At 68.8% G+C, this 22,264-nt stretch carries 22 protein-coding genes and 1 pseudogene; 10 read left to right on the forward strand and 13 right to left on the reverse strand.

Annotated elements, in window-relative coordinates:
• Positions 1-116 precede the first annotated feature (116 nt).
• From AB0M65_RS15025 to AB0M65_RS15040, 4 genes are read left to right on the forward strand one after another with little or no spacing between them, the layout of a single operon-like run.
• Positions 117-1,772 carry an NAD(P)/FAD-dependent oxidoreductase gene (locus AB0M65_RS15025; protein WP_364027103.1) on the forward strand — a complete coding sequence of 552 codons (1,656 nt, stop codon included), beginning with the start codon at positions 117-119 and terminating at the stop codon, positions 1,770-1,772.
• 28 nt (positions 1,773-1,800) lie between these two features.
• Positions 1,801-3,387, forward strand: coding sequence for an acyl-CoA carboxylase subunit beta (locus AB0M65_RS15030; protein WP_364027106.1), 1,587 nt, complete (start codon positions 1,801-1,803; stop codon positions 3,385-3,387).
• Positions 3,384-3,563: a hypothetical protein gene (locus AB0M65_RS15035; RefSeq protein WP_364027108.1), complete on the forward strand. Its 180-nt coding sequence runs from the start codon at positions 3,384-3,386 to the stop codon at positions 3,561-3,563. The genes AB0M65_RS15030 and AB0M65_RS15035 overlap by 4 nt, the downstream gene beginning before the upstream one ends.
• A gap of 22 nt (positions 3,564-3,585) precedes the next feature.
• Entirely contained in the window at positions 3,586-5,340 is a 1,755-nt protein-coding gene (locus AB0M65_RS15040) for a biotin carboxylase N-terminal domain-containing protein (protein ID WP_364027111.1), read from the forward strand.
• 91 nt (positions 5,341-5,431) lie between these two features.
• Here the strand turns inward: AB0M65_RS15040 and AB0M65_RS15045 are convergent, their stop codons facing one another.
• The 9 genes from AB0M65_RS15045 to AB0M65_RS15085 all read right to left on the reverse strand — a co-directional run bounded on the left by AB0M65_RS15045 (position 5,432) and on the right by AB0M65_RS15085 (position 14,927).
• Complete coding sequence (locus tag AB0M65_RS15045) at positions 5,432-6,181, reverse strand: ABC transporter permease (protein ID WP_364027114.1); 750 nt, start codon at positions 6,179-6,181, stop codon at positions 5,432-5,434.
• Positions 6,178-7,155 carry an ATP-binding cassette domain-containing protein gene (locus AB0M65_RS15050; protein WP_364027117.1) on the reverse strand — a complete coding sequence of 326 codons (978 nt, stop codon included), beginning with the start codon at positions 7,153-7,155 and terminating at the stop codon, positions 6,178-6,180. Before AB0M65_RS15050 ends, AB0M65_RS15045 begins: the two co-directional genes overlap by 4 nt.
• Positions 7,156-7,168: 13 nt before the next feature.
• Complete coding sequence (locus tag AB0M65_RS15055) at positions 7,169-7,363, reverse strand: acyl-CoA carboxylase subunit epsilon (RefSeq protein WP_364027120.1); 195 nt, start codon at positions 7,361-7,363, stop codon at positions 7,169-7,171.
• Entirely contained in the window at positions 7,363-8,877 is a 1,515-nt protein-coding gene (locus AB0M65_RS15060) for an acyl-CoA carboxylase subunit beta (protein ID WP_364027159.1), read from the reverse strand. The genes AB0M65_RS15055 and AB0M65_RS15060 overlap by 1 nt, the downstream gene beginning before the upstream one ends.
• Before the next feature lie 52 nt (positions 8,878-8,929).
• Positions 8,930-9,697, reverse strand: a complete 768-nt coding sequence (locus tag AB0M65_RS15065) for an alpha/beta fold hydrolase (RefSeq protein WP_364027123.1) — start codon at positions 9,695-9,697, stop codon at positions 8,930-8,932.
• Between the two features lie 117 nt (positions 9,698-9,814).
• Positions 9,815-11,401 carry an adenylate/guanylate cyclase domain-containing protein gene (locus AB0M65_RS15070; protein WP_364027125.1) on the reverse strand — a complete coding sequence of 529 codons (1,587 nt, stop codon included), beginning with the start codon at positions 11,399-11,401 and terminating at the stop codon, positions 9,815-9,817.
• Between the two features lie 62 nt (positions 11,402-11,463).
• Positions 11,464-11,787 (reverse strand): hypothetical protein, encoded by a 324-nt coding sequence (locus tag AB0M65_RS15075; RefSeq protein ID WP_364027128.1) that lies wholly within the window; start codon positions 11,785-11,787, stop codon positions 11,464-11,466.
• A 264-nt stretch (positions 11,788-12,051) separates the two neighbouring features.
• Positions 12,052-14,031 (reverse strand): amino acid transporter, encoded by a 1,980-nt coding sequence (locus AB0M65_RS15080; protein WP_364027131.1) that lies wholly within the window; start codon positions 14,029-14,031, stop codon positions 12,052-12,054.
• 86 nt (positions 14,032-14,117) lie between these two features.
• Positions 14,118-14,927, reverse strand: a complete 810-nt coding sequence (locus AB0M65_RS15085; RefSeq protein ID WP_364027134.1) for a methyltransferase domain-containing protein — start codon at positions 14,925-14,927, stop codon at positions 14,118-14,120.
• Positions 14,928-15,012: 85 nt separating this feature from the next.
• On the opposite strand from AB0M65_RS15085, the gene AB0M65_RS15090 reads away from it, so the two are divergent.
• Positions 15,013-15,267: a hypothetical protein gene (locus AB0M65_RS15090; protein ID WP_364027137.1), complete on the forward strand. Its 255-nt coding sequence runs from the start codon at positions 15,013-15,015 to the stop codon at positions 15,265-15,267.
• A gap of 51 nt (positions 15,268-15,318) precedes the next feature.
• Here AB0M65_RS15090 and AB0M65_RS15095 read toward each other — a convergent pair whose 3' ends face one another.
• Complete coding sequence (locus AB0M65_RS15095; RefSeq protein ID WP_364027140.1) at positions 15,319-16,005, reverse strand: MerR family transcriptional regulator; 687 nt, start codon at positions 16,003-16,005, stop codon at positions 15,319-15,321.
• 75 nt (positions 16,006-16,080) lie between these two features.
• Between AB0M65_RS15095 and AB0M65_RS15100 the strand changes: the two genes are divergently transcribed.
• Complete coding sequence (locus AB0M65_RS15100) at positions 16,081-16,542, forward strand: DUF6194 family protein (protein ID WP_364027143.1); 462 nt, start codon at positions 16,081-16,083, stop codon at positions 16,540-16,542.
• Between the two features lie 42 nt (positions 16,543-16,584).
• Here AB0M65_RS15100 and AB0M65_RS15105 read toward each other — a convergent pair whose 3' ends face one another.
• Positions 16,585-17,112 carry a putative immunity protein gene (locus AB0M65_RS15105; RefSeq protein ID WP_364027145.1) on the reverse strand — a complete coding sequence of 176 codons (528 nt, stop codon included), beginning with the start codon at positions 17,110-17,112 and terminating at the stop codon, positions 16,585-16,587.
• 58 nt (positions 17,113-17,170) lie between these two features.
• Between AB0M65_RS15105 and AB0M65_RS15110 the strand changes: the two genes are divergently transcribed.
• Together AB0M65_RS15110 and AB0M65_RS15115 are read left to right on the forward strand one after the other, a co-directional pair.
• Complete coding sequence (locus AB0M65_RS15110) at positions 17,171-17,911, forward strand: TioE family transcriptional regulator (RefSeq protein ID WP_364027148.1); 741 nt, start codon at positions 17,171-17,173, stop codon at positions 17,909-17,911.
• Between the two features lie 314 nt (positions 17,912-18,225).
• A complete protein-coding gene (locus AB0M65_RS15115) occupies positions 18,226-19,383 on the forward strand; it encodes a S1 family peptidase (RefSeq protein WP_364027150.1) in 1,158 nt (385 codons plus the stop codon).
• Between the two features lie 267 nt (positions 19,384-19,650).
• Here the strand turns inward: AB0M65_RS15115 and AB0M65_RS15120 are convergent, their stop codons facing one another.
• The gene (locus AB0M65_RS15120) at positions 19,651-20,088 is read right to left on the reverse strand and encodes a DinB family protein (RefSeq protein ID WP_364027153.1); all 438 of its coding nucleotides are present in this window, start codon (positions 20,086-20,088) and stop codon (positions 19,651-19,653) included.
• Between AB0M65_RS15120 and AB0M65_RS15125 the strand changes: the two are divergent.
• A pseudogene (locus tag AB0M65_RS15125) lies at positions 20,044-20,172 on the forward strand (XRE family transcriptional regulator); the annotation flags it as partial. The gene AB0M65_RS15120 and the pseudogene AB0M65_RS15125 sit on opposite strands and share 45 nt — an antisense overlap.
• 193 nt (positions 20,173-20,365) lie before the next feature.
• Here AB0M65_RS15125 and AB0M65_RS15130 read toward each other — a convergent pair.
• Positions 20,366-21,022 (reverse strand): DUF2306 domain-containing protein, encoded by a 657-nt coding sequence (locus tag AB0M65_RS15130; protein ID WP_364027162.1) that lies wholly within the window; start codon positions 21,020-21,022, stop codon positions 20,366-20,368.
• Positions 21,023-21,218: 196 nt separating this feature from the next.
• On the opposite strand from AB0M65_RS15130, the gene AB0M65_RS15135 reads away from it, so the two are divergent.
• Positions 21,219-21,986: a TetR/AcrR family transcriptional regulator gene (locus AB0M65_RS15135; RefSeq protein WP_364027156.1), complete on the forward strand. Its 768-nt coding sequence runs from the start codon at positions 21,219-21,221 to the stop codon at positions 21,984-21,986.
• Positions 21,987-22,264 lie beyond the last annotated feature (278 nt).

A 22,264-nucleotide genomic window follows, 5' to 3' on the forward strand; every position in this document is an offset into this window, starting at 1 on the left:
GGTGGCGACGGAAAACGGCGGCGGGGCCGGACGCTTAGGGGTTTGTCGGAGGTCGCGCCGCCGACAGGATGACGCGAGAACAGAGCCTTCGTGATCGGACCTTCCAGAGGGAGCAGATGACGTCACTGGACGCGGGACCGGTCACCATGCTCGTACCGGACTTCCCTTTTTCCTACGACCACTGGCTGGACCATCCGGCCGGACTCGGCACGCTGCCGGCCGAGCGGGCGGGCACCCCGGTCGCGGTCGTCGGCGGCGGCGTGGCCGGGATGACGGCGGCGTACGAACTCCTGCGTCTCGGTCTCCGCCCGGTGGTCTACGAGGCGGCCGAGCTCGGCGGGCGGCTGCGGTCGGTGCCCTTCCCCGGAAACCCTGCGTCCATCGCCGAAATGGGGGCGATGCGGTTCCCGATGTCGGCGAGGGCGCTCTTCCACTACATCGACCTCCTCGGCCTGCGGACCCGGCCGTTCCCGAACCCGCTCGCGAAGGACACCCCGCTGACCGTGATCGACCTGAACGGGCACCGGGAGTGGGCGGGCACCGGCGACGACCTGCCCGGCCTGTACCAGGAGGCCGGCGAGGCGTGGGAGAAGGCACTGCACGAACGCGCCGAACTGATGACCATGCGCGGCGCGATCCAGCGGCGGGACATCACCACGCTCAAGGCGGTCTGGAACCGCCTGGTGCACGAGTACGACGACCAGTCGTTCCACGGTTTCCTCGCCTCCTCCCCCGGTTTCCAGTCCTTCCGGCACCGCGAACTCTTCGGCCAGGTCGGCTTCGGCACCGGCGGCTGGGACACCGACTTCCCGAACTCCGTGCTGGAGATCCTGCGCGTGGTCTTCACCGACGCCGACGAGAACCAGGTGCGGATCGTCGGCGGGGCACAGCAGGTCCCCCGGCTGCTCTGGACCCATCAGCCGGACACGATGGCCCATTGGCCGCGTGGGACGTCGCTGGCGTCACTGCACGACGGCACGCCACGGCCAGGGGTCACCGCGATGCACCGTCGCGGGGAGTCGATCGAGATCACCGACGAAAGCGGCGAGACGCGGACGTTCCCCGCGGTGGTGTTCACCCCGCACGTCTGGACGCTGCTCACCCGCATCGACTGCGACCACGACCTCCTTGACACTCCACAATGGACAGCGGTGGAGCGGACCCACTACATGGGCGCGTCCAAACTTTTCGTGCTCACCGACCGGCCGTTCTGGCACGACATCGATCCCTCGACCGGCCGCCCGGTGATGGGCATGACCCTGACCGACCGGCTCAACCGCGGCATTTATCTGTTCGACGACGGCCCCGGCAACCCCGGCGTGATGTGCTTGTCCTACACGTGGAACGACGACTCGGCGAAGGTCTCCACGCTGACCCCGGCGCAGCGGCTGAAGGTGTTCCTCGCCCGGCTGGCGGACGTCTACCCCGGCGTGGACATCACCTCGCATATCGTCGGCGATCCGATCACGGTGACCTGGGAGAACGAACCGCTGTTCATGGGCGCGTTCAAGGCGAACCTTCCCGGCCAGTACCGCTATCAGCGACGGCTGTTCACCCAGTTCATGCAGCGGGGTCTCGATCCGCGGCGCCGCGGGTTCTTCCTGTGCGGCGACGACATCTCCTGGACCGCCGGTTTCGCCGAGGGCGCCGTCAGCACCGCGCTCAACGCCGTCTGGGGTGTGCTCGACCACCTGGGCGGCCGGACACCGCCGGGCAATCCGGGGCCCGGCGACGAATTCAGCGCGCTCGCCCCGGTCGACCTGAGTCCGTGAACCATCCGTGGAATGAGGATCGAGGACCATGACCGAACTCGACGCGGCGCCGTCCGGCAGCACCACCGCCGGCCGGATCGCCGAATTGACCCGGCGGCGGGAAGAACTGGCCGCGAACGCCGGTTCCGCGTCCGCCCGCAAACAGCATGACAAGGGCAAACTAACCGCCAGGGAACGGATCGAGGCACTGCTCGACCCCGGTTCCTTCGTCGAGCTCGACGCGTTCGCCCGGCACCGCAGCCACGAGTTCGGCATGGAGCACAACCGCCCGCTCGGCGACGGCGTGGTCACCGGCTACGGCACGGTCGACGGCCGCAAGGTGTTCCTGTTCGCGCAGGACTTCACCGTGTTCGGCGGCAGCCTCGGCGAGGTTTACGGCGAAAAGATCGTCAAGGTGATGGACCTCGCGCTGAGCACCGGCTGCCCGCTGATCGGCATCAACGACTCCGGCGGCGCGCGGATCCAGGAAGGCGTCGTCTCCCTGGCGTACTACGCCGAAATCGCCAAACGGCACGTGCACGCTTCCGGTGTGATCCCGCAGATCTCGCTGATGGCCGGGCCGTGCGCGGGCGGGGCCGTCTACGCACCCGCGATCACGGACTTCGTCGTGATGGTCGACGACATCTCCCATATGTTCGTCACCGGCCCGGAAGTCCTGCGCACGGTGATGGGTGAATCGGTCGACCGTGACGTCCTCGGCGGCGCGCATATCCAGAACTCGGTGACGGGTAACGCGCATTACCTCGCTCCCGACGAGAAGGACGCGTTCGAGTACGTGCGCCAGCTGCTGGCGTACCTGCCGTCGAACAACATGGACGAACCGCCGGTCTTCCCGGCCACGACGAGCGAGACCCCGACCGCGGCGGATCTGACCCTCGACACCCTGATCCCGGACAACGCGAACCAGGCCTACGACATGGGCCAGGTGGTGCGCACCGTGCTCGACGACGGCGAACTGCTCGAAGTGCAGCCGCTGTACGCACGCAACATGCTCTGCGGCTTCGGCAGGCTGGACGGGCACAGCGTCGGCGTGGTCGCCAACCAGCCGACCACCCTGGCCGGCGCACTGGACATCGCGGCCAGCGAGAAGGCCGCCCGGTTCATCCGGCTCTGCGATTCCTTCCACCTCCCCGTGGTCACCTTCGCCGACGTGCCGGGATTCCTGCCGGGCAAGGAACAAGAGCACGACGGCATCATCCGGCGCGGCGCGAAACTGCTCTACGCCTACGCCGAGGCGACCGTCCCGATGGTCACGGTCATCACGCGCAAGGCGTACGGCGGCGGATACGGCGTGATGGGGTCCAAGCACCTCGGCGTCGACCTCAACCTGGCCTGGCCGACGGCCGAGATCGCGGTCATGGGCGGGGCGGGCGCGGTGAGCGTGCTGCATCACCGCGCGGTCAAGGCGGCCGCCGATCCGGAAGCCGAGGCCGCCCGGCTCCGCCGCGAGTACGAAGACACGCTCTGCAACCCTTATCTGGCGGCGGAACGCGGCTACATCGACGTCGTGATCATGCCCCACGAGACCAGGACGAGCATCGCCAGTGCGTTGCGGGCGTTACGCAGCAAGCAGTCGTCGAGGCTGCCCCGCAAGCACGGGAACATCCCGCTGTGAACGACCTCCTGGTGATCCGCGGCAAGCCGACCGAAGAGGACTTGAAGGCGATCGCACTCGCGCTGAAGAGCCTGGACCGGCCGGTGCGCTCCGCCGTCGGCGGGTGGGGCGCGCCCGTCACGCGGATGACGCCGTCACCGAACCGCGGCCGGTCCTGGGGCCGTGCCCCGTTCTGACCCTGTGCCGAAAGGATTCATCATGCGCAAGGTGCTGATCGCCAACCGCGGCGAGATCGCCGTCCGGGTAGCCCGTGCCTGCCGCGACGCCGGCCTGGACAGTGTGGCCGTGTACGCCGAACCCGACCTGGACTCACTGCACGTCCGGGTCGCCGACGAGGCGTACGCGCTCGGCGGGACGACCCCGGCCACCAGCTATCTGGACATCGGCAAGGTACTCGGCGCGGCGAAGCTTTCCGGCGCGGACGCGGTCCATCCCGGCTACGGGTTCCTTTCCGAGAACGCCGAGTTCGCGGAAGCCGTCCTCGCCGCCGGACTGTCCTGGATCGGCCCGCCGCCGGACGCGATCAGGGCGCTGGGCGACAAGGTCGCGGCCCGGCACATCGCCCGTCGCGCGGGCGCGCCGCTGGTCGCCGGCACCGCCGATCCGGTGTCCGGTCCGGAGCAGGTCGTCGCCTTCGCCGGGGAGCACGGGCTTCCGATCGCGATCAAAGCCGCTTTCGGTGGTGGCGGACGAGGTTTGAAGGTCGCGTACACCCTCGAAGAGATCCCGGAACTTTACGAATCCGCGGTCCGCGAAGCCGTCGCCGCCTTCGGTCGCGGCGAATGCTTCCTCGAACGCTATCTCGACCGGCCGCGGCACGTGGAGACCCAATGCCTCGCCGACCGCGACGGCAAGGTCGTCGTGGTGTCCACCAGGGACTGTTCACTGCAACGGCGGCACCAGAAACTCGTCGAAGAGGCACCCGCGCCGTTCCTGACCGAGGCGCAGACGGCCGAGCTCTACCGCGCCTCCAAGGCGATCCTCGCCGAGGCGGGCTACGTCGGGGCGGGCACCTGCGAATTCCTCGTCGGCCGTGACGGGACGGTGTCGTTCCTGGAGGTGAACACCCGGCTGCAGGTGGAACACCCGGTCACCGAAGAAGTCACCGGTATCGACCTCGTCCTCGAACAATTCCGGCTCGCCGACGGCGGCACGCTGGACTACGACGATCCGGTGATCCACGGCCACAGCATGGAATTCCGGATCAACGGCGAGGATCCCGGACTCGGCTTCCTGCCCGCGCCCGGCACCCTCACCCGGTTCGCGCCGCCGTCCGGACCGGGTGTGCGGCTCGACTCCGGCGTGACCACCGGTGCCACCGTCGGGCCCGCCTGGGATTCCCTGCTCGCCAAGCTGATCGTCACCGGCGCCACTCGTGACCAGGTGCTGCGGCGGGCCGCGCGGGCACTCGCGGAGTTCGAAGTGGACGGTATGGCGACCGCGCTGCCGTTCCATCGCGCCGTGGTCACCGACCCGGCCTTCACCGGCGAGACGGCCTCCGGCTTCGGCGTGCACACCCGATGGATAGAGACCGAGTTCGTGAACACCCTGGCGCCGTTTTCACCCGCGGAGCTGGACGACGAGCCCGCCGTCTCGCGGAACACGGTGATCGTCGAGGTCGACGGCAAACGGGTCGAGGTGTCGGTCCCGGCGACACTGGGAGCGTCTCCCTCCGCCGCCGCGCCCCGGCGCAAGCGGTCCGCGTCCGGTCAGGCCGGCGGGAAGTCCAGTGCTGACAAGGAAACGCTGACCTCACCCATGCAGGGCACCGTGGTGAAGGTGGTCGTCACCGAAGGCCAGCAGGTCGAGCAGGGAGACGTCGTCCTGGTCGTCGAGGCGATGAAGATGGAGCAGCCGGTCACCGCGCACCGCTCGGGCACCGTGACCAACCTCGCCGTGAAGGTGGGCGACCCGGCGACTCCCGTCACCGTGCTCTGTCAGATCCTGAACTGAGCGGCCAAATCCTGAACTGAGCGGCCAGATCCTGAACTGAGCGCCGAAGAAGGCCCACTGTGGACTGCCCACAGTGGGCCTTCTTTGTACCTCAATGGTGTTCGCGCGCCATGGTCCGCAGCCCCCAAGCACCGAGGACCACGATCAGCCCGATCGTCACCAGAGTGCCCACCAGCGCCTGCGAACCGTACTGGCCGGAGGTGATCGCCCGCAGCGCGTTCGCGACCTGGGCCAGCGGGTTGATCTCGGAGAGAGTCCGCAGCCAGGACGGCGCCTTGTCCATCGGCAGCAGCACCCCGGACAGCAGCAGAAGCGGCACGAGCGCCATGCTGAGCAGCGGCGCGAACTTGTTCTCCTCCTTGAGCTTGATCGCCAGCGCGTAGGACGCGGAGCTGAGCGCCGCCCCCAAACCGGCGACCAGCACCAGCGCGGCCAGTACCGCACCGGCGTCCGCGCGGAAGTCGAACAGCGCGGCCACGCCGAGCAGGATCACGCCCTGGACGAACAGCTGGACCACGTCACTGGCGACCCGGCCGAACAACAGCCCGGCCCGGCTCGCCGGTGTGACCCGCATCCGTTCCATCACGCCCGAGCGGATCTCCGGTGTGATCGAGAATCCCGCGTACGCGCCGCCGAAAAGGGTCAGCTGGAGCAGCATCCCCGGCACAAACCATTGCCAGGCCTCGCCTTTGACCGGGTACAGGGCATCGAGCACCGGGCCGAACAGCACCAGGTAGACGATCGGGCCGAACAGTCCGACCACAATGGACACCGGACTGCGCAGCCACGGGCGGCTGGCCCGGACGAACACCACCCACGTCTGCTGGAGCGCGCGCTTCACGCTGTTTCCTCTTTCGTCTGGTCGCCGCTGTCGTCCCGCAAGGTGCGGCCGGTCAAGCTGAGGAAGACGTCGTCGAGGGTCGGCCGTTCGGTCCGCACCGAACTCACCGGTACGCCGACGTCGTCCAGCGCGCGGACGAGATCCGGCACCGCCTGGTCGCCGTGCGACCCACGCAGCCGGAAACTCGCCGTCGTCTCGTCCACGGCGACGTCACCGGCTCCGGGGAACCGGGCCGCCACTTCGGCCGCGGCGGCGGGTTCGGTGCTGGCGATGGTGACGAGATCGCCGGCGACCTTGCGCTTCAAACCGTCCGGGGTGCCTTCGTCGATGATCTTCCCGCCGTCGATCACCAGGATCCGCTCGCACAGCGCGTCCGCTTCGTCCAGGTAATGGGTGGTCAGGAAGACCGTGACGCCCTGTTCCCGGTTCAGCGACCGGATGTGGTCCCACAAATTGCTGCGGCTCTGCGGATCGAGCGCGGCCGACGGCTCGTCGAGGAAGACCAGGCTGGGCTGGTGCAGCACACCCATCACGATGTCCAGCCGTCGTCGCTGGCCACCGGACAGGGTGGACACCTTGCGGCCCGCCATCCCGCCGAGTTCGTAGCGGTCGAGCAGGTCGCCGACGCGGCGGCGGGCTTCCCTTCGTCCGATGTCGTAGAGACCGGCGTGGCTTTCCAGTTCCTCCCCCACACGCTGGTTGAGACCGGCGCCGTTGCCTTGCCCGACATAGCCGATACGCCGCCGGACACCCATCGGATCGGCCAGCAGATCGCAGCCGCCGACCACCGCCTCGCCGGCGGTCGGGCGCAGCAGGGTGGACAGCATCCGGATGCTGGTGGACTTTCCGGCCCCGTTCGGGCCGAGGAAGCCGATCAGTTCGCCGTCATCGACGTCGATGTCCACCCCGCGCACCGCCTCGACGGTGTTCCGGCGGCTCCGGAAGGTCTTGGTCAGACCTCTGACCTTGAGCATGACTGGGTCTCCATCACCGTGGGTGGGTAGTGCGGAGGGCACGCCAGCTGGTGGCGACCCGGAACGGGACGAGCCGCGGCCGGGGCCGCGGCTGTTCCCGGACAGCAGGCCGGGGCGCGGCGCCGAGCGCGGAAAGGACCGCGATCAGGGCCGCAACTTCGTCGTCGTCCGGGGATCCACGCAGGACCCGGACGGTCGCGTCGGCCATCAGACGGGCGGGTTCCCGTGCTTGCGCGCGGGGATGTCGGCGTGCTTCGTACGGAGCATTTTCAACGTGCGGATCAGCAATTCGCGTGTCTCGCCCGGCTCGATCACGTCGTCGACCAAACCACGCTCCGCCGCGTAGTACGAGTGCATGAGTTCGGTGCGGTACTGCTTGATCTTCTGGTTCCGCACGGCGTCCGGGTCGTCGGCGGCCTTGATCTCGCGGCGGAAGATGACGTTGGCGGCGCCTTCCGCGCCCATCACGGCGATCTCGTTCGTCGGCCACGCCAGCGAGACGTCGGCGCCGATGGAACGCGAGTCCATCACGATGTACGCGCCGCCGTAGGCCTTGCGCAGGATGAGCTGCACCCGCGGCACCGTGGCGTTGCAGTAGGCGTACAGCAGCTTCGCGCCGTGCCGGATGATGCCGCCGTGCTCCTGGTCCACGCCGGGCAGGAAACCGGGCACGTCCACGAGGGTCACGAGCGGGATGTTGAACGCGTCGCAGGTCTGCACGAACCGGGCGGCCTTCTCGCTCGCCTCGATGTCGAGCACCCCGGCGAGCGCGGCGGGCTGGTTCGCGACGATGCCCACGACATGACCATCCAAACGGGCCAGCGCGCAGACGACGTTGGTGGCCCAGGCGGCGTGTACCTGGAAGAACTCGCCGTCGTCGACGATCTCCTCGATCACCGCGCAGACGTCGTACGCGCGAGACGGATCCGTCGGCACCAGGTCGAGCAGCCGGTCGGTGCGGCGGTCGGCCGGATCGGCCGTCGGCTCGTGCGGCGGGGCCTCGCCGTTGTTGGCTGGCAAGAGGGAAAGCAGGTATCGCACGTCTTCGAGGCAGGTCCGCTCGTCGTCGTAGGCGAACGCGGCCACCCCGGAGGTCGACGCGTGCACGTCGGCGCCGCCGAGGCCGTTCTGCGAGATCTCCTCCCCCGTCACCGCCCGCACCACGTCGGGACCGGTGATGAACATCTGCGAGGTTTCGCGGACCATGAACACGAAATCGGTCAACGCGGGTGAATAGGCCGCCCCACCCGCGCACGGGCCCAGCATCACCGAAATCTGCGGGATGACCCCGGAACACCGGGTGTTGCGCCGGAAAATGCCGCCGTAGCCGGCGAGCGCGGTGACCCCCTCCTGGATCCGGGCACCCGCGCCGTCGTTGAGCGACACCAGCGGCGCGCCCGCCGCCTCCGCGAGGTCCATCACCTTGTGGATCTTCTGCGCGTGCGCCTCGCCGAGTGCGCCGCCGAAGATCCGGAAGTCGTGTGCGTACACGAAAACCGTGCGTCCGTGCACGGTGCCCCAGCCGCACACCACGCCGTCGGAGTACGGCCGCCGGTCCTCCAACCCGAATCCGGTGGCGCGGTGACGGCGCAAGGCCTCGATCTCGGTGAACGTGCCAGGGTCCAGCAGCAGTTCGATCCGCTCGTGCGCGGTCAACTTGCCGCGCTCGTGCTGCCGGACGGTCGCCGCGTCGTCCGGCCCGCGCCGCGCGGAGTCCTTGATCCCGCGCAGTTCGACGATCCGGTTGTCGAAGGTGCCCTCCGCCGCCAGCGCCTCAGACACGGAGCGCCCCCTGGTCGGCGAGGCCGGACAGATGCCGCAGGATCACGTCCTGGTGGCGGGTCAGGAAAAAGTGCCCGCCCTCCAGCGTCACCAGGTCGAAGCCGCCGTCCGTATGGTCCGCCCACGAACCGACCTCGTCCACGGTGGCGACCGGGTCGGCATTACCGGTGAAAGCCACGACAGGCGTCGAGATCGGCTCTTCGTGGGTGTGCCGGTAGGTCTCCACCGCGCGATAGTCGTTGCGTACCGCGGGCAGGATCATGCGGACGACGTCCTCGTCACCCAGCAGGTCCATTTCGGTGCCGCTCAACCGGCGCAGTTCGGCCAGCACGCCTTCGTCCGAACGGGTGTGCACACTCTCGTTACGCGGCCGCGAAGGCGCCCTGCGCCCGGAAACGAACAGTTTCGCGACGGGCAGACTCGCTTTTTCGAGCCGTCGCACGACTTCGTAGGCGATCATCGCACCCATGCTGTGGCCGAAGAACGCGAGCGGCCGGTCGGTCTTGTCGCGCAGCAGGGCGGTGATCGAGTCGGCGAGCGCGTCGACGCTGGTGAGGAACGGCTCGTTCCGCCGGTCCTGCCGCCCCGGATACTGGACGGCGAGTACCTCGATCTCCGGTGCCAGCGCCCGCGAAACCGGGAAGTAGAACGAGGCCGATCCCCCGGCGTGCGGCAGGCAGACCAGTCGCGCCTTCGCGTCCGGCGCCGCGTGGAACCGGCGGAACCAGCTGTCTTCGGCCTTTTCCCCGTGGGCGACCAAGTCGTCCCACCGCCTTTCCGTCTCTCGGACCGGACGACGAGTGGTCTGGCTGCCCGGTTCGTTCACCTGCGGCCCAGATTGCCAGCACGGAAACGAAACGACGACCCCTAGCACCCCCTACGGCGACTCCACTGTGGACGAGCCGGGGTGGGGTTTCGGCGTCGCGAGCCTGGTGGGGCGGCTGCGGCCACGCAGGGTGACTTCGTCGGTCGCCGCCCAGCGGATGGCTTCGGTCCCGGCCGACGACTCGATCGCCGTCCAGGACGCGAGCAACCGGGCTTCGACGTTCTTCGCCAGTTCGGTCAGCCGGGCGGCCTCGTTGACCGGGTCACCGATTACCGTGTACTCGAACCGGCGCGGGTCACCGACGTTCCCGGCCACCACCTCACCGGTCGCGACGCCGATCCCGGCCGGGCATTCCGGCACCTCCTCGGCCAGCCTGCGTGAAATCGCGCGGGCGGCGGAAAGCGCGAGGGTCGCGTGATCAGTCAGGCGCACCGGGGCGCCGAAGATCGCCAGCACCGCGTCACCGACGAATTTGTTGACCAGCCCGTGGTTCCGGTCGACCTCGTCGACCACCACCGCGAAGAACCGGTTGAGCAGGCCGACGACCTCCTGGGGCGGACGGCTCGCGGCCAGCGCCGTCGAACCGATCAGGTCGACGAACAACACCGAGACCGTCCGCACCGTGCCACCGAGCTCGGTCGACGTGCGCATCGCCTCGATCGCGACGTCCTCGCCGACATGCCTGCCGAACAGGTCACGCAAACGTTCGCGTTCGGCGAGACCGGCGGTCATCCCGTTGAATCCGGCCTGCAGCAAGCCGAGTTCGGTACCGTCGTAGACCGGGATCTCCACGGCGAAGTCACCGGCCCGCACCCGGCCCAGCGCGTCCTGCACCGACCGGATCGGGTTCACCACGGCGCGGGCGGTGAACACCGTCACCAGCAGGCCGAAGCACAGCACCACCAGACCCAGCACGACGACCGAGACGGCGAGCTTCGTGGTCGACACGTCGCCGCGTACCCACGCCAGGATCGCCGTGACCACCAGTCCGGCCACCGGCACGCCGGTGCCCAGGCACCAGAAAAGCAGCATCCGCAGGTTGACGCCGCCGCTGAGCGGCCGCGCGGGGGCGGTGCCCGCCAACGCCAGCGCCACGTACGGCCGCAGGATGAACTCCCCCGCCAGGTAGGCGATCGCGCAGACGACCACGGCGGCGAACCCGACGACGAGCATCTCGGTCAGCACGACACGCGGCTGCACCAAGGCGGTGAGCAGGCCGAACACCAGGGTCGCGACACCCCACAGCACCGCCTGGACCAACGTCAGCCGCAGCGGGACCCGCAGGCTCGCGACACGCTCCGCGTCGGTCGGCGTCCGGCCTTCGGCCGCCCAGCGCAACGTCCGCAGTGCACCCCTGGTCCCCCACAACGCACCCACGACCACCGCGGAGACCACGTACACGGGCACAGCGATCGCGGTGGCCCGGACGAGGTCGCCGGACATCCCGGGGGCGGGCATGAGCAGTGCCGCCAGCCCGACCACGACCAGCGCGCCGATCACGTTGGTCGCGATCAGCGTCCCGGTGAGCAGGCCCTGGACGCGACGACGCAACACGGCCGCTTCCTGGTCCAGCGGCCCGAGCAGCCGGGAACCGAACGGCCCTTGCCCGCGGCCAGCGGACTCCTTGAGTAATCGCACCCATCCCCCGCCGTTCACCCCGGTTGAGTGAACGACTGTACACCGAAATCGGTTCGGGTCGATCACCAAGAGGTCGGACGGGGCCAGGCGTAGTCGCAGTGGCGGTAACCGAGCTCGTTGGCCCGCCGCAGCGCCGAGTCGTCGAACGGTTTGGACCGGTCGTAGTACTGGCGGGCCAAGTCGTAGTGGTCGGCGGCGCTCTGCTTCGTCATCTCCGTCCAGTACCAGTTCGCGGAGGTGTAGTCGGCCCAGACCTTGGCGGTTTCGTCGGCGAAGGTGCCACTCACCATCTGCTTCTTCGTCTTCCGCCAGCGGTTGAGCAGGTCGGCACGGAGTTCGCCGACCTTCTTGGCCGCGTGACTCGCGTGCTTGAAGACGGATCTCACGTGCTGGATCCCGAACTCACTTGTGCGAAGTCTGAGCACGCGAGTTCCGTCCCCAAGCACGCGAGTCACGACTTCAAGCACGCGAGTTCCGTCCCCAAGCACGCGAGTGCAGTGTCAGGCCCCCTGAAGAGTCCCCTCCCGCCGGAAGTACATGAAGGCCCCCTTACTTGCGCTAGGCGCAAGCAAGGGGGCCTTCATGTACTTGGGAAGGTCGCGTTTCCTCGGCTGAACCGAAGGGCCTTCAGGCCACCGAGGCCGGCTGCCTCAGCCGACGTGAATGCCCGGACGAAGCGCCGGATCCCGTTCACTGGTGCGGATGATCTCGCGCACGACGGGGGCGGTGTCGCCGCGGCCGAGGATCAGGTAGCGGAACAGGTGCCCGAGCGGGTTGCCCTCACTCCATTCGAAATGGCATTGCGGCCGCACGCCCGTGGCGTCACGCAGCGCGAGCAGGATCGCCGCGATCGCGTTGGGCGCCGCCGGGCTCTCCACGCGCAGGATACGGAATCCTTCGACCTCGACACCGCGGACCTTCAGCACGTCACTGAAGCCCGACGGGTCGATGACGTCGATTTCGAGGAACAGGACGTCGGCGGCACCCGGGACCGGGTTCAGGCCGCGCTGTTCGGCCTCCTTCGCCCGGTATTCGTCGGCGTCCCCGGCCTGGCGGCGGTTCGCGATGATGGTCAGCGCGCCGTCGTGGGCGATCGAATCGGTGACGAACCGGCGGGTGGGCTCGTCGAACTCGATGTGCTCCACCCGCAGTTCGGTGGTCCGGCTGACCCGCGAAACCAGGGACACGACGATGATCCCGAGGATGAAGAACGCGGAAATCGTGAGGCCGTCGGGTTTCTCGATGACGTTCTCCACCAGCGCGTAGATCAGGATCAAGGTCAGCACGGCGAAGGCGATCGCGGCCCGGCGCTGACGGCGGCGGACTGCGGAGATGGCCACCGCGACCGACGCGGACACCATCATCGCGAGGATCCCGGTGGCGTACGCCCCGGCCTGCGCGTTGACGTCGGCGTTGAAGATGATCGTCACGAGTACGCAGATCGCGGTGTACACGAGCACGACCGGCCGGACGGCGCGGGCCCAGTCCGGGGCCATCCCGTAGGCGGGCAGGTAGCGCGGGACGATGTTGATCAGCCCCGCCATCGCCGAGGCGCCGGCGAACCAGAGGATCAGGATGCTGCTGATGTCGTAGGCGGTCCCGGCCCATTCACCGAGCAGTTCGTGCGCGAGATAGGCGAGTGCGCGGCCGTTGGCCTCGCCGCCCGGTTTGAACTTCTCAGCCGGGATCAGGACCGTGGTGACGAAACTGGTCGCGATCAAGTACACGGACATGATCAGCGCGGCGACGGTGAGCAGCTTCCGGGTGTTGCGGATCCGGTCCGCCAGCCGTTGCTCGTCGTTCTTCCCCTTGGCCGCGACGAGCGGCATCATGCTCACACCCGTCTCGAATCCGGACAAGCCGAGCACCAGCAACGGGAACGCCAGGACCGCCGGTCCGATGACGCCGCCGAAGCCGCCACCTCCCGAGGTCAGCGCGTCGAGCCAGCGGTCGAACGCGGCCGGTTCGGTGAAGATCTCTCCGATCCCGGCGACCACGACCACGGCGTTCAAGACCAGGAAGATCGCCACCAGCGGGATCGCGACCCCGACGGCCTCGCTGAACCCGAGCAGGAAGACCCCGCCGAGGATCAACAGCAGGATCACCGTGATCAGCACCGCGTGCCCGTGCAGGAACGACGGGGCGTTCGGGTTCTCCAGCGCGTGCACGGTGGCATCGGCCGAGGACAGCGTGATGGTGATGATCCACGACGTCGCGACGAAGCCCAGCAGGACAAGGACGAAGAGTTTGCCGCGCCAGAACGGCAACAGGTTCTCCAGCATCGCGACCGAGCCCTGGCCGCGCGGGCTCTCCTTCGCCACACGCCGGTACATCGGCAGCATGCCGAGCAGGGTCAGCGCGACGATCAGCAACGTCGCCAGCGGGGACAGCGCGCCCGCGGCCAGCGCCGCGATACCGGGCAGATACGACAATGTGGAGAAATAGTCCACACCGGTGAGGCACATGACCTTCCACCACGACTGCGGGGTGGTGTGTTCCTCGTGGCTTTCGGGCCCGACCGGCTGGACCCGGTGCTCCATCAGCCACCGGCCGACCTTGCCCGACGGTGCCGCCTGCCGGACCGGGCTGTCCACCCGTTCCGGCACAACGGCGTCCGGTACCTCGGTCATGCGACACCCTTCCCGACGATCGTGTGCGCGCACAGCATGCCGGACCCGTCCGGCGGTGCTCCCCCGGCACGCCGGACCAGGGGACTTTATCGGGGAACCGTGCCGGTGCCGATCAGGGTGGTGGCGTCGATTTCGGTCACGCCGTCGGCACGGAGGGATTCGAGGTAGTGCTCACGCACCGCGTCGACGACGTCGGGGCCGAGGTCGCCGAGAGCGCCCCGGAAACCGGAGCCGATGATGACGAGCCAGGCCAGTTCGGGGGTCATGGTCAGGCGGAGTTCGTTGACCATGACGTCCACATCGGACAGTCCTCGCCCGGAAAGCCAGGCGGCGTAGGTGTCCGGCCGGTTGATCCGGTCGATCAGCCCCGGCTCGCGGTCCGGCTGCGGTGGGGAATCGGTCACCGCGGCCACCGCGCGGCCGACGTACCGGCCGGCCGTCACCATGGCGCCGTCACGCCAGATGGTGAACACGACCCGGCCGCCGGGGCGGGCCCGGCTGATCAGGCGTTCGGTCCCGGCCGTCATGTCGGGGAAGAAGAAGATGCCGAGCGCGGACTGCACGACGTCGTAGCCGTCGGTGTCCCACGTCATCGCGTCCACCTGGTGTGCGCGAAGCCGCGGCAAATCGGCGGCAAGGCCGCGCAACTCGCCGATCATCGGCGCCGAAAGGTCGATCGCGTCGACGACACCGTCGTCGCCGACCAGTCGCGCGGCCGGGATCGCCGACGCCCCGGTGCCGCAACAGGCGTCGAGGACACGCTCTCCGCCGCGGAGCCCGGCCGCCGCCACGGTGGCCGCGCCGATCGGCTCCCAAAGATGGTGGCCCAGTGCGGTGAAATCGGCCGCGGCGGCGTCGAAGGCACGCTGGGTACCGATCTTGCGGGAGGAAGACATGGCGTCGATGTTACGACGGACGGCGGCCACGGAACCGCCCATCCAGCAGGCGATCCGCGCACACGCGTTGGCCTAGCGTGGGGCCATGAAGAAAATACTGCTCGCGCTGCTCGGCGCGGCCGCACTCCTTGGCACAATCGCCGCCCCGGCTTCGGCGAGCACGCAGGAGACCAGGAAGTTCGTCGGGCACGGGTCCAGCGACTTCGGCCTCGCACTCGTCTACGCCCGCCAGGACGCCAGAAGACAGGCGGACTGGGCCGGTTTCGCCGACTGCGAGGAGTACGACAAGCTGATCATCTCGCCTTACGACGCGACGGTCTTCTGGCGGTGCACCCGCTGACCCCTTTGTGATCGACCGATCGCAGAGCCCTCGAAGTGACCCTTCAAGCCTTCAGTAGGAAAGCACCGCGGAGAGTGCGGCACCGCCGTCGAGGAGCGCCAAGGAGCGCGTCGTGATGGCGGCGTCCCGGGCGGCCAGCGCGGACGTGATGTCTTCGATGCGGCGGGAACGCCGTAACTCCGGCATCAACGCGCGAAGCGGCTCGACGCGATACCCGGCCAGCCGCAACTGATGGACGATCCGCGCGTCCCGCACCTGAGCCGGGGTGTACCGCCGCGTTCCTCGCGCCGGGTCGCGATCGGGGACGACGAGCAGCTCGGCGTCCCAGTGCCGCAACGTCGACGGGCGGACGCCGAGCGCCGTCGCGAGTTCGGAGACGCTCATCGAGTCCGAACCGCGTACGTCCTCGAGCGGTTCGCCCGAGATCACCCGGACGGCTTCCCTGGCCAGCCTCAGCTCCGCGCGCTCGGCGTCCAGCCCGGCGTGGGCCGCGTCGAGGAGGGCGAGTACCTCGGCGACCGGGTCCCGGTGGACGGCGCGGACGATCTTCTTGGCCTCGACCGGACCGACGGCCGCGGCGAGGGCGCGGTAGGCCAGCGCGGACCGGACGTGGATCTCGCCGTAGCTCCGATAGCCCGACGACGTGCGCGCCGCCGAGGGCAGCACGCCGTCACGTTCGAGATTGCGCACCTGCTGGACGGAGTACCCCGCCCGGCGCGCGACCTCCGCGGTACGCATTTGAGACTTGTCACCCGCCTGTCCTGGAAAATGACCTCGAACCCTCCATAATCACTTTAATGCGACGCTGGAAGCATGACCACCGAAGAGATCATCCATTTCGTGTCCGGGCTCGATGACGTCCTGGCCGTCACCCCGGCGCCCGGCGACGACTGGCCGGAACTCGGCTGGGGCGACGCGTTCTTCTACTACTCCCCCGACGGCGTCGTCCCGGACGGTGTCCAGCCGTTCGCGACGGTCGTCACCAAGGACTACCCCGGCGACGAGGCCTCACGCCTCGACCGGCCGGACACCTTTCGCGTGAACATCCACGCCGGGAAGGAGGCGTTCACCCGGCAACTCGGCCGTACGCCCCGGGAAGCGGCCGAAACCGACGTCGACCCCGGTGTCGCGGACACCGTGATCGCCCATCCCGTCTACGGGACCGCGGGCTGGCTGGCGGTGGTGAACCCGGCCGCCGGAACCGAGGCGGTGACCCGCGAACTGCTCGAAACGGCCTACCGGCAGGCGCGTACCCGCTACGAACGCCGCAACTAGAGGACTAAATGCGGTCTCGGGCACCTGGCGTCCCGGGCCGGGTCAGGCCCGCAACGCCGCGTCCAGGATCCGCAGCAACTCCCCGGCCCGCCGTCCACCGCCGGGTGCGGCCGGATAGCGCTTGAGGACATCGACCACGACGGGACTCGCCAGGCCTTTCGCCTTCTCGATGTACTCGGTGCCGACGCCGGGATCGTCGCCCGCGTCGAGTTCGAAGGCGCGGGCGGCGCCGGCCGCCGATCCGAGGATGTGCGGGACTTGAGTGGCTTTCGCCAGCGGGTGCAGATACGCGGACGCTCCCGCGTGCCCGGCGGCGCGCGCGGCCTCGAACGCGGCCTCGTGGCCGTCTTCGCGAGCCGTCTTCGCCGCCCGATGCGCTGCCAGCGCGGTCATCCGCAGCGCGTTCGTCCGCTTGCCCCCGCCCGCGAACACGCGTGCCTCGTCGAGGACGGCTCGCGGGCGTGGATCTCCGGGATAGCGGCGTTCGAAGATCGCCAGCGCGGGCTCGGCGCAGGCCAAGGCGAAGGCCGTGATTTCGCGGAGTTCCGCCAGGTCGAGCCCGATCATCATCGTCTTCACAGTATCGTTGAACCGCCGATTGGTACTTCTAGGCGATACTGGCAGGAAAATGGGGCGAAACCTTCAAAGCGGCAGGCAGCTCAGGCCGGTCGACCTCGCGCGTGAGCACGGGCTGTCCACACAGGCGATCCGCAACTACGAGGCGGACGGCATCCTGCCCGCCGCCGAGCGGAGTCCGCACGGCTACCGCGGCTACACGCCACTGCACGCGACGGCCCTGCGCGCGTTCCTCGCCCTCGTCCCCGGGCACGGCCACTCGACGGCGACGTCGATCATGCGGGCGGTCGGCAGGGACACGATCGGGGAAGCGCTCCGGCTGATCGACGAGAGTCACGCCCAGCTTCTCGACGACCGCCGCACACTCCAGGCGGTCACCGCCGCGCTCCGCGATCTCGAACCCGTGCCGCAGGAACGCGGCGAGCTGTTCGTCGGTCCCCTGTCCGGGAAACTGGGCATCCGCCCGGCCACCCTGCGCAAATGGGAACGCGCCGGCCTGCTCCGGCCGGAGCGCGACCCGCGGACGGGCTACCGCGTCTACAGCGCGGCCGACGTACGCGACGCCAAACTGACCCATCAGCTCAGGCGGGGCGGTTACTTGCTGGAGCAGATCGCCCCGCTGATCGACCAGGTCCGTTCGGCAGGCGGCGTGGCACCACTCGAAGCGACGCTGGACGACTGGCACTCGCGGCTCTCGGCCAGGGGCCGTGCGCTGCTTTCCGGCGCTGCCGCGCTGGACGCCTACCTCGGCGAACGTGCGCCGGAGAGCAAGCGGTCGAACTCCCGGCGGTAGCTGTCGGCGCCCGCCCCCGCCCGCCGAGCTTGACAGGTTGCCACCAAGTGTCACAACACCCGGATGGAGCAATCACCCGCGGTCGCTTTCCGAATAGTGACACCGTTCGGACAATGACACTCTTGCGCGGAGCAATACACGCGCCACTCCTATTTCGCCTACGAAAGTAGGCCGCTCCAGCCGAACCTACTTTCGGCGCTACGGGCCGATTACGGGCACTCGTAATCTGCATGACGTCGCGATGAACCGGGCGGACCCTGCCATTGCCGAATATCCGCCGGTTTGTCATTCCCTCCTTATCGAAGGAAATTCGCATGCGAATTCGCGGACCCGTCATGCTCACTTTGTTCAGCGCCTGCGTCGGTCTCGGCGCGTTCACCGTCCCCGCCACCGCCGCGCCCGCCGGCTACGACCCGACGATGCTCGAAACACTCGCCGCCCAGCTGAAGATCAGCCCGGTACAGGCAGCGCATCGGCTGGACCACGAGAAGAACCTGATCGCCTCCTTCGACGACGTCAGGGCCCGTGGCCTCCACACCGACGGCGCGTACTTCGACGACGCGGGCACCCTCGTGGTGAACGCGCCCGACGCCGGGACCGCGCGGGCCATCCGGTCGGCCGGGCTGACGGCACGCACCGGCGCCCGCGGCGAATCGGCGCTGAACACCCTGTCCGCCACCGTCGGCTCCGTGATCGGGGGCGACGTCACGCAGGTGCAGTCCTGGGGACCGGAACTCGCGGCCGACAAGGTCGTCGTCACCGTCCAGCCGGGTGCGGACGCCAAGCTGCTCGACAGGCTGTCCGCACTGCCCGGCGTGACCGTCCGGACCGGGCCCGCCGCCGGGAACCGGACGCAGGCGGACGTCATCCCCGGCCAGATCATGGACCTCGACCCCGGCACGAACTGCTCCCTCGGTTTCCCCGGCACCACCAGCGACGGCGACAACGTGCTGCTCACCGCCGGGCACTGCGTCGAAGGCAACCCCGACATCCTCGACCGCAACGGCGTGCACATCGGCCGCGGCGTCGCGACCGAGTTCCCGTCGACCGACATGGGCTTGATGGACATCGACGACGAGGACACCGGCCGGGGCTATGTGGACACCCGCAAGGGCACCACGGTCAGGATCACCGGCAGCTCGAAGGCGCCGGTCGGCACCACGCTGTGCAAGGCGGGCAACACCACCGGCTGGACCTGCGGCAAGATCACCGCGTACAACCAGACCGTCCGCTACAGCGGGGAAAGCGTCGCGACCCGCGGCCTGGCCAAGTCCACCGTCTGTACCGAAGGCGGTGACAGCGGCGGCGCCTACATCGCGGGCAACACCGCGCAGGGCATGACCTCCGGCGGCCCCTCCGACGGACACGACTGCGGTTACAACCAGGGCTCCAACGCCACCGGTTCGTACTCCTACTACCAGCCCGTGGTGGACGCGGCGAACACCTACGGGGTCACGCTGACCCGTTCCTGAGGACAACCGGGGTCCTGTGGATGATTCCGGCACGGCCGGGCCCAGGTACATAAGGCAGCCCCAAGTACATGAAGGCCCCCTTGCTTGCGCCTGACGCAAGCAAGGGGGCCTTCATGTACTTGGCATGCGAACCTCGAAATACAACTCACCGCCACCGGAATAACTGTGTGAAAGACGCGTCGCCACGAGTGATGTTCTCGTGGCCCTTGTCCTCTGCCATGGGATCGGCACCGGGATATCCGGTGAGCCATGGTGCCCGTTTTGGTTTCAGCGTCCGGTGGTTCCGTCGATCAGTTCGCGCAGGATGTCGGCGTGCCCGGCGTGTCGCGCGGTTTCCTCGATCAGGTGAGCCAGCGTCCATCGCCGCGACGGCGCGTGTTTCGAAGGACGAGGGCCCGGTTCGGTGAGGTCGTCCCAGGTCGCGATCTCGCCGTCGGCTTCGGTGTTGGTTTCCCGATAGGCGGCGATGATCGCCGCCGCCGTGCCCTCCGGCCGGAAGGTCGCGGGCCAGTCGGCGACGTCGTGCCCGAGCAGCCAGTGCCGTTCCACCGCGGTCAGATGCGTGACCAGGCCGAGCAGGCTGGTGCCCGAGGGCACCCCGGCGACGCGAGCCTTGGCCTCCGGTACTCCTTCGGCCTTGGCCGCGACGGCGGCGCGCAGGTGCCGCCCGGCGAGGCCGCCGAGTTCGACACGGCGTCGCCGCATTGGCTCGGCTCGGCCGACGGCCACGCCGTCGAAACCCTCATCCTGTTCGGACCCCAAGGCGAGCGGGCCCACATCCGGCGCTAACGGTCGTGAGCCCGAAGCACGCGAGATCCGCCTCTGAGCACGCCTCGATGACGCGACCCAAGACATAACGCACGGACTTCCGACTCACCGACACTGGCGACAACCAATCATGTTCGCGGATGGTCACCGCCGACCAGGGCGGGCTCGCGACGCCTGCGGTCGTGAGTGATTTGGGTCGTTCTAACGACCCAAATCACTCACGAGAACTCGACCGTCGCGGCAGGTGAGCCGGGCGCGGATTGGCCCTCTTGCGGCGTTCCAGCACCCAGTCGGCGAGCAACAGCAGGAGCAAGGGGCTGAGCCAGGCCCCGATGCTCACCGCGCTGTAGCGCATCAGCTCTTCGCTGCCGCCGAAGGTCGTTTCGAGCTGCGGTGTCAGCACGATCGTGGCCACCACGTTGATCACGCGGCTCAGCACGATCGACATCGCGAGCGCGAAACTGCGGGACATCCACCGGCGGTGCTCGCCGAAGCGGCGTTGGCGGGCCATCCGCAACCCGATGAGCGTGATCGCGATCCACAGCACCGAGCCCACCAGGTTGGCCACCCGCACCGACGGGCCCGCCGGGGTGTGCCAGCCGATGTAGAGGCCCATCGCCCCGGCGGGCAGTGCGCCGGCGAAGACGTAGATCCGGCCGGTGATCCGGTGCCCGCGCCGGTACCGCGCGCGGAACGCGGGCCAGATCTGGAAGCAGGCGGTCACCATGGCGACCGTGCCGAAGAGGACGTGCGCGACGAGCAACGGGTAGTAGAGGTCGTTGCCGGGCGGCGGTTCCAGCCGGGACTCGGCCGGGTCGAGGGTCAGGTACGGCGGCACGGAAAAAGCGAGGAAGGCCACCGCCACCAGCATCAGCGGCCCGATCCAGGGGCGTCGCCACCAGGCCGGGGTCCTGCCGGACGGTGACTGCGGCACGTTCGTCTGTTTCGTCGTCGTGGTCATGAAGGTCTGCTCCAAGAGGTCGGTCAGAAACTATGTACAACATACACATCAACGTATGTCATACATAGTTTTAGTATAGACCTCGACGACACGGACGGGATGGCAGATGGCGACACGTGACAGCAAGGGCCCGGATCTGGAGCGCAGCCTCACGCTGCTGTGGGCGGGACGCTCCCCGGGACGGCGCGGGCCGCGGCCGCAGCTCACCGTGGAGCGCATCGCGCGGGCCGCGATCAAGCTCGCGGACGACGGCGGCCTCGACGGGCTGTCCATGCAGCGGATCGCCACCGAACTCGGCTACTCGACGATGTCCCTCTACAACCACGTCCCGAGCAAGGACCTGCTACTGGAGGTGATGGCCGACGTCGCGGCCGAGAAGCCTCCCGAGCTCGACGACACGGACTTCCGCCTGGCGGTCCGGCAGTGGGTCGGCGCGCTCTGGGCCGGTTTCCAGACCCGGCCATGGCTGCTGCGCGTCCCGCTCGACCACACCCCGATCGGCCCCAACCAGCTCGCCTGGCTCGACCGTCTGCTCCGCCCCCTGCTCGCGGCCGGGCTGGCGCCCGGCGAGGCGCGGTCCGCGGCGTTGCACCTCACCGCCGTCGTCCGCGGCGCGGCGCAGATCGGACTGGACATGAGCGGCGCGCACAAGACCGTCGACGGCCGCCCGCATACCGAAACCGAGCTGGCACGAGCGCTGACCGAACTCGTCGACCCGGTCGGCTACCCCGCGCTGGCGACCGTCCACGCTGCCGAAACCACTACCGTCCAATCAGGACCGGAGGAGACTGGCGACGAGACCGTGCCCGCGGAACTCAGCTTCGGCGTGGACCGGTTCCTGGACGGGATCGACGCCTGGGCGCGGCGCCGTTGAGCTCAGGACACGGGGATCCCCCCGTGATCCACGCCGGTACCGGCTCGTGGTGAGTGGGCTCGCTGTGACCAGCCTGTTCGCGGCGTTGGTGGCCAGGGCGAAGGCGTGACTCGCGTGCTTGAAGACGGAACTCGCGTGCTTGGATGCCGAACTCGGGTGTGCTGGCACCCTGCCGTCCCGAGAACGGCACCGAGCATGTCCTGAAGGCCCCCTTTGAGACGTTGAACAACGCTTGGAACATGCGCCGCTCGTAGGTCAGTCCCTCGGACAGCGGGCTT

Source organism: Amycolatopsis sp. NPDC051071 (assembly GCF_040682875.1).
GTDB lineage: Bacteria > Actinomycetota > Actinomycetes > Mycobacteriales > Pseudonocardiaceae > Amycolatopsis.

Bases quoted from the DNA above. Each gene is read 5' to 3' on its own strand.
- AB0M65_RS15130 (WP_364027162.1), bottom strand. From the start codon at position 21,022: ATGCTGGTGGCGGTGGCCTTCCTCGCTTTTTCCGTGCCGCCGTACCTG.
- AB0M65_RS15080 (WP_364027131.1), bottom strand. From the start codon at position 14,031: ATGACCGAGGTACCGGACGCCGTTGTGCCGGAACGGGTGGACAGCCCG.
- AB0M65_RS15040 (WP_364027111.1), top strand. From the start codon at position 3,586: ATGCGCAAGGTGCTGATCGCCAACCGCGGCGAGATCGCCGTCCGGGTA.
- AB0M65_RS15115 (WP_364027150.1), top strand. From the start codon at position 18,226: ATGCGAATTCGCGGACCCGTCATGCTCACTTTGTTCAGCGCCTGCGTC.
- AB0M65_RS15090 (WP_364027137.1), top strand. From the start codon at position 15,013: ATGAAGAAAATACTGCTCGCGCTGCTCGGCGCGGCCGCACTCCTTGGC.
- AB0M65_RS15085 (WP_364027134.1), bottom strand. From the start codon at position 14,927: ATGTCTTCCTCCCGCAAGATCGGTACCCAGCGTGCCTTCGACGCCGCC.
- AB0M65_RS15135 (WP_364027156.1), top strand. From the start codon at position 21,219: ATGGCGACACGTGACAGCAAGGGCCCGGATCTGGAGCGCAGCCTCACG.
- AB0M65_RS15050 (WP_364027117.1), bottom strand. From the start codon at position 7,155: ATGCTCAAGGTCAGAGGTCTGACCAAGACCTTCCGGAGCCGCCGGAAC.
- AB0M65_RS15110 (WP_364027148.1), top strand. From the start codon at position 17,171: ATGGGGCGAAACCTTCAAAGCGGCAGGCAGCTCAGGCCGGTCGACCTC.
- AB0M65_RS15055 (WP_364027120.1), bottom strand. From the start codon at position 7,363: ATGGCCGACGCGACCGTCCGGGTCCTGCGTGGATCCCCGGACGACGAC.
- AB0M65_RS15095 (WP_364027140.1), bottom strand. From the start codon at position 16,005: ATGCGTACCGCGGAGGTCGCGCGCCGGGCGGGGTACTCCGTCCAGCAG.
- AB0M65_RS15105 (WP_364027145.1), bottom strand. From the start codon at position 17,112: ATGATGATCGGGCTCGACCTGGCGGAACTCCGCGAAATCACGGCCTTC.
- AB0M65_RS15030 (WP_364027106.1), top strand. From the start codon at position 1,801: ATGACCGAACTCGACGCGGCGCCGTCCGGCAGCACCACCGCCGGCCGG.
- AB0M65_RS15100 (WP_364027143.1), top strand. From the start codon at position 16,081: ATGACCACCGAAGAGATCATCCATTTCGTGTCCGGGCTCGATGACGTC.
- AB0M65_RS15025 (WP_364027103.1), top strand. From the start codon at position 117: ATGACGTCACTGGACGCGGGACCGGTCACCATGCTCGTACCGGACTTC.
- AB0M65_RS15120 (WP_364027153.1), bottom strand. From the start codon at position 20,088: ATGCGGCGACGCCGTGTCGAACTCGGCGGCCTCGCCGGGCGGCACCTG.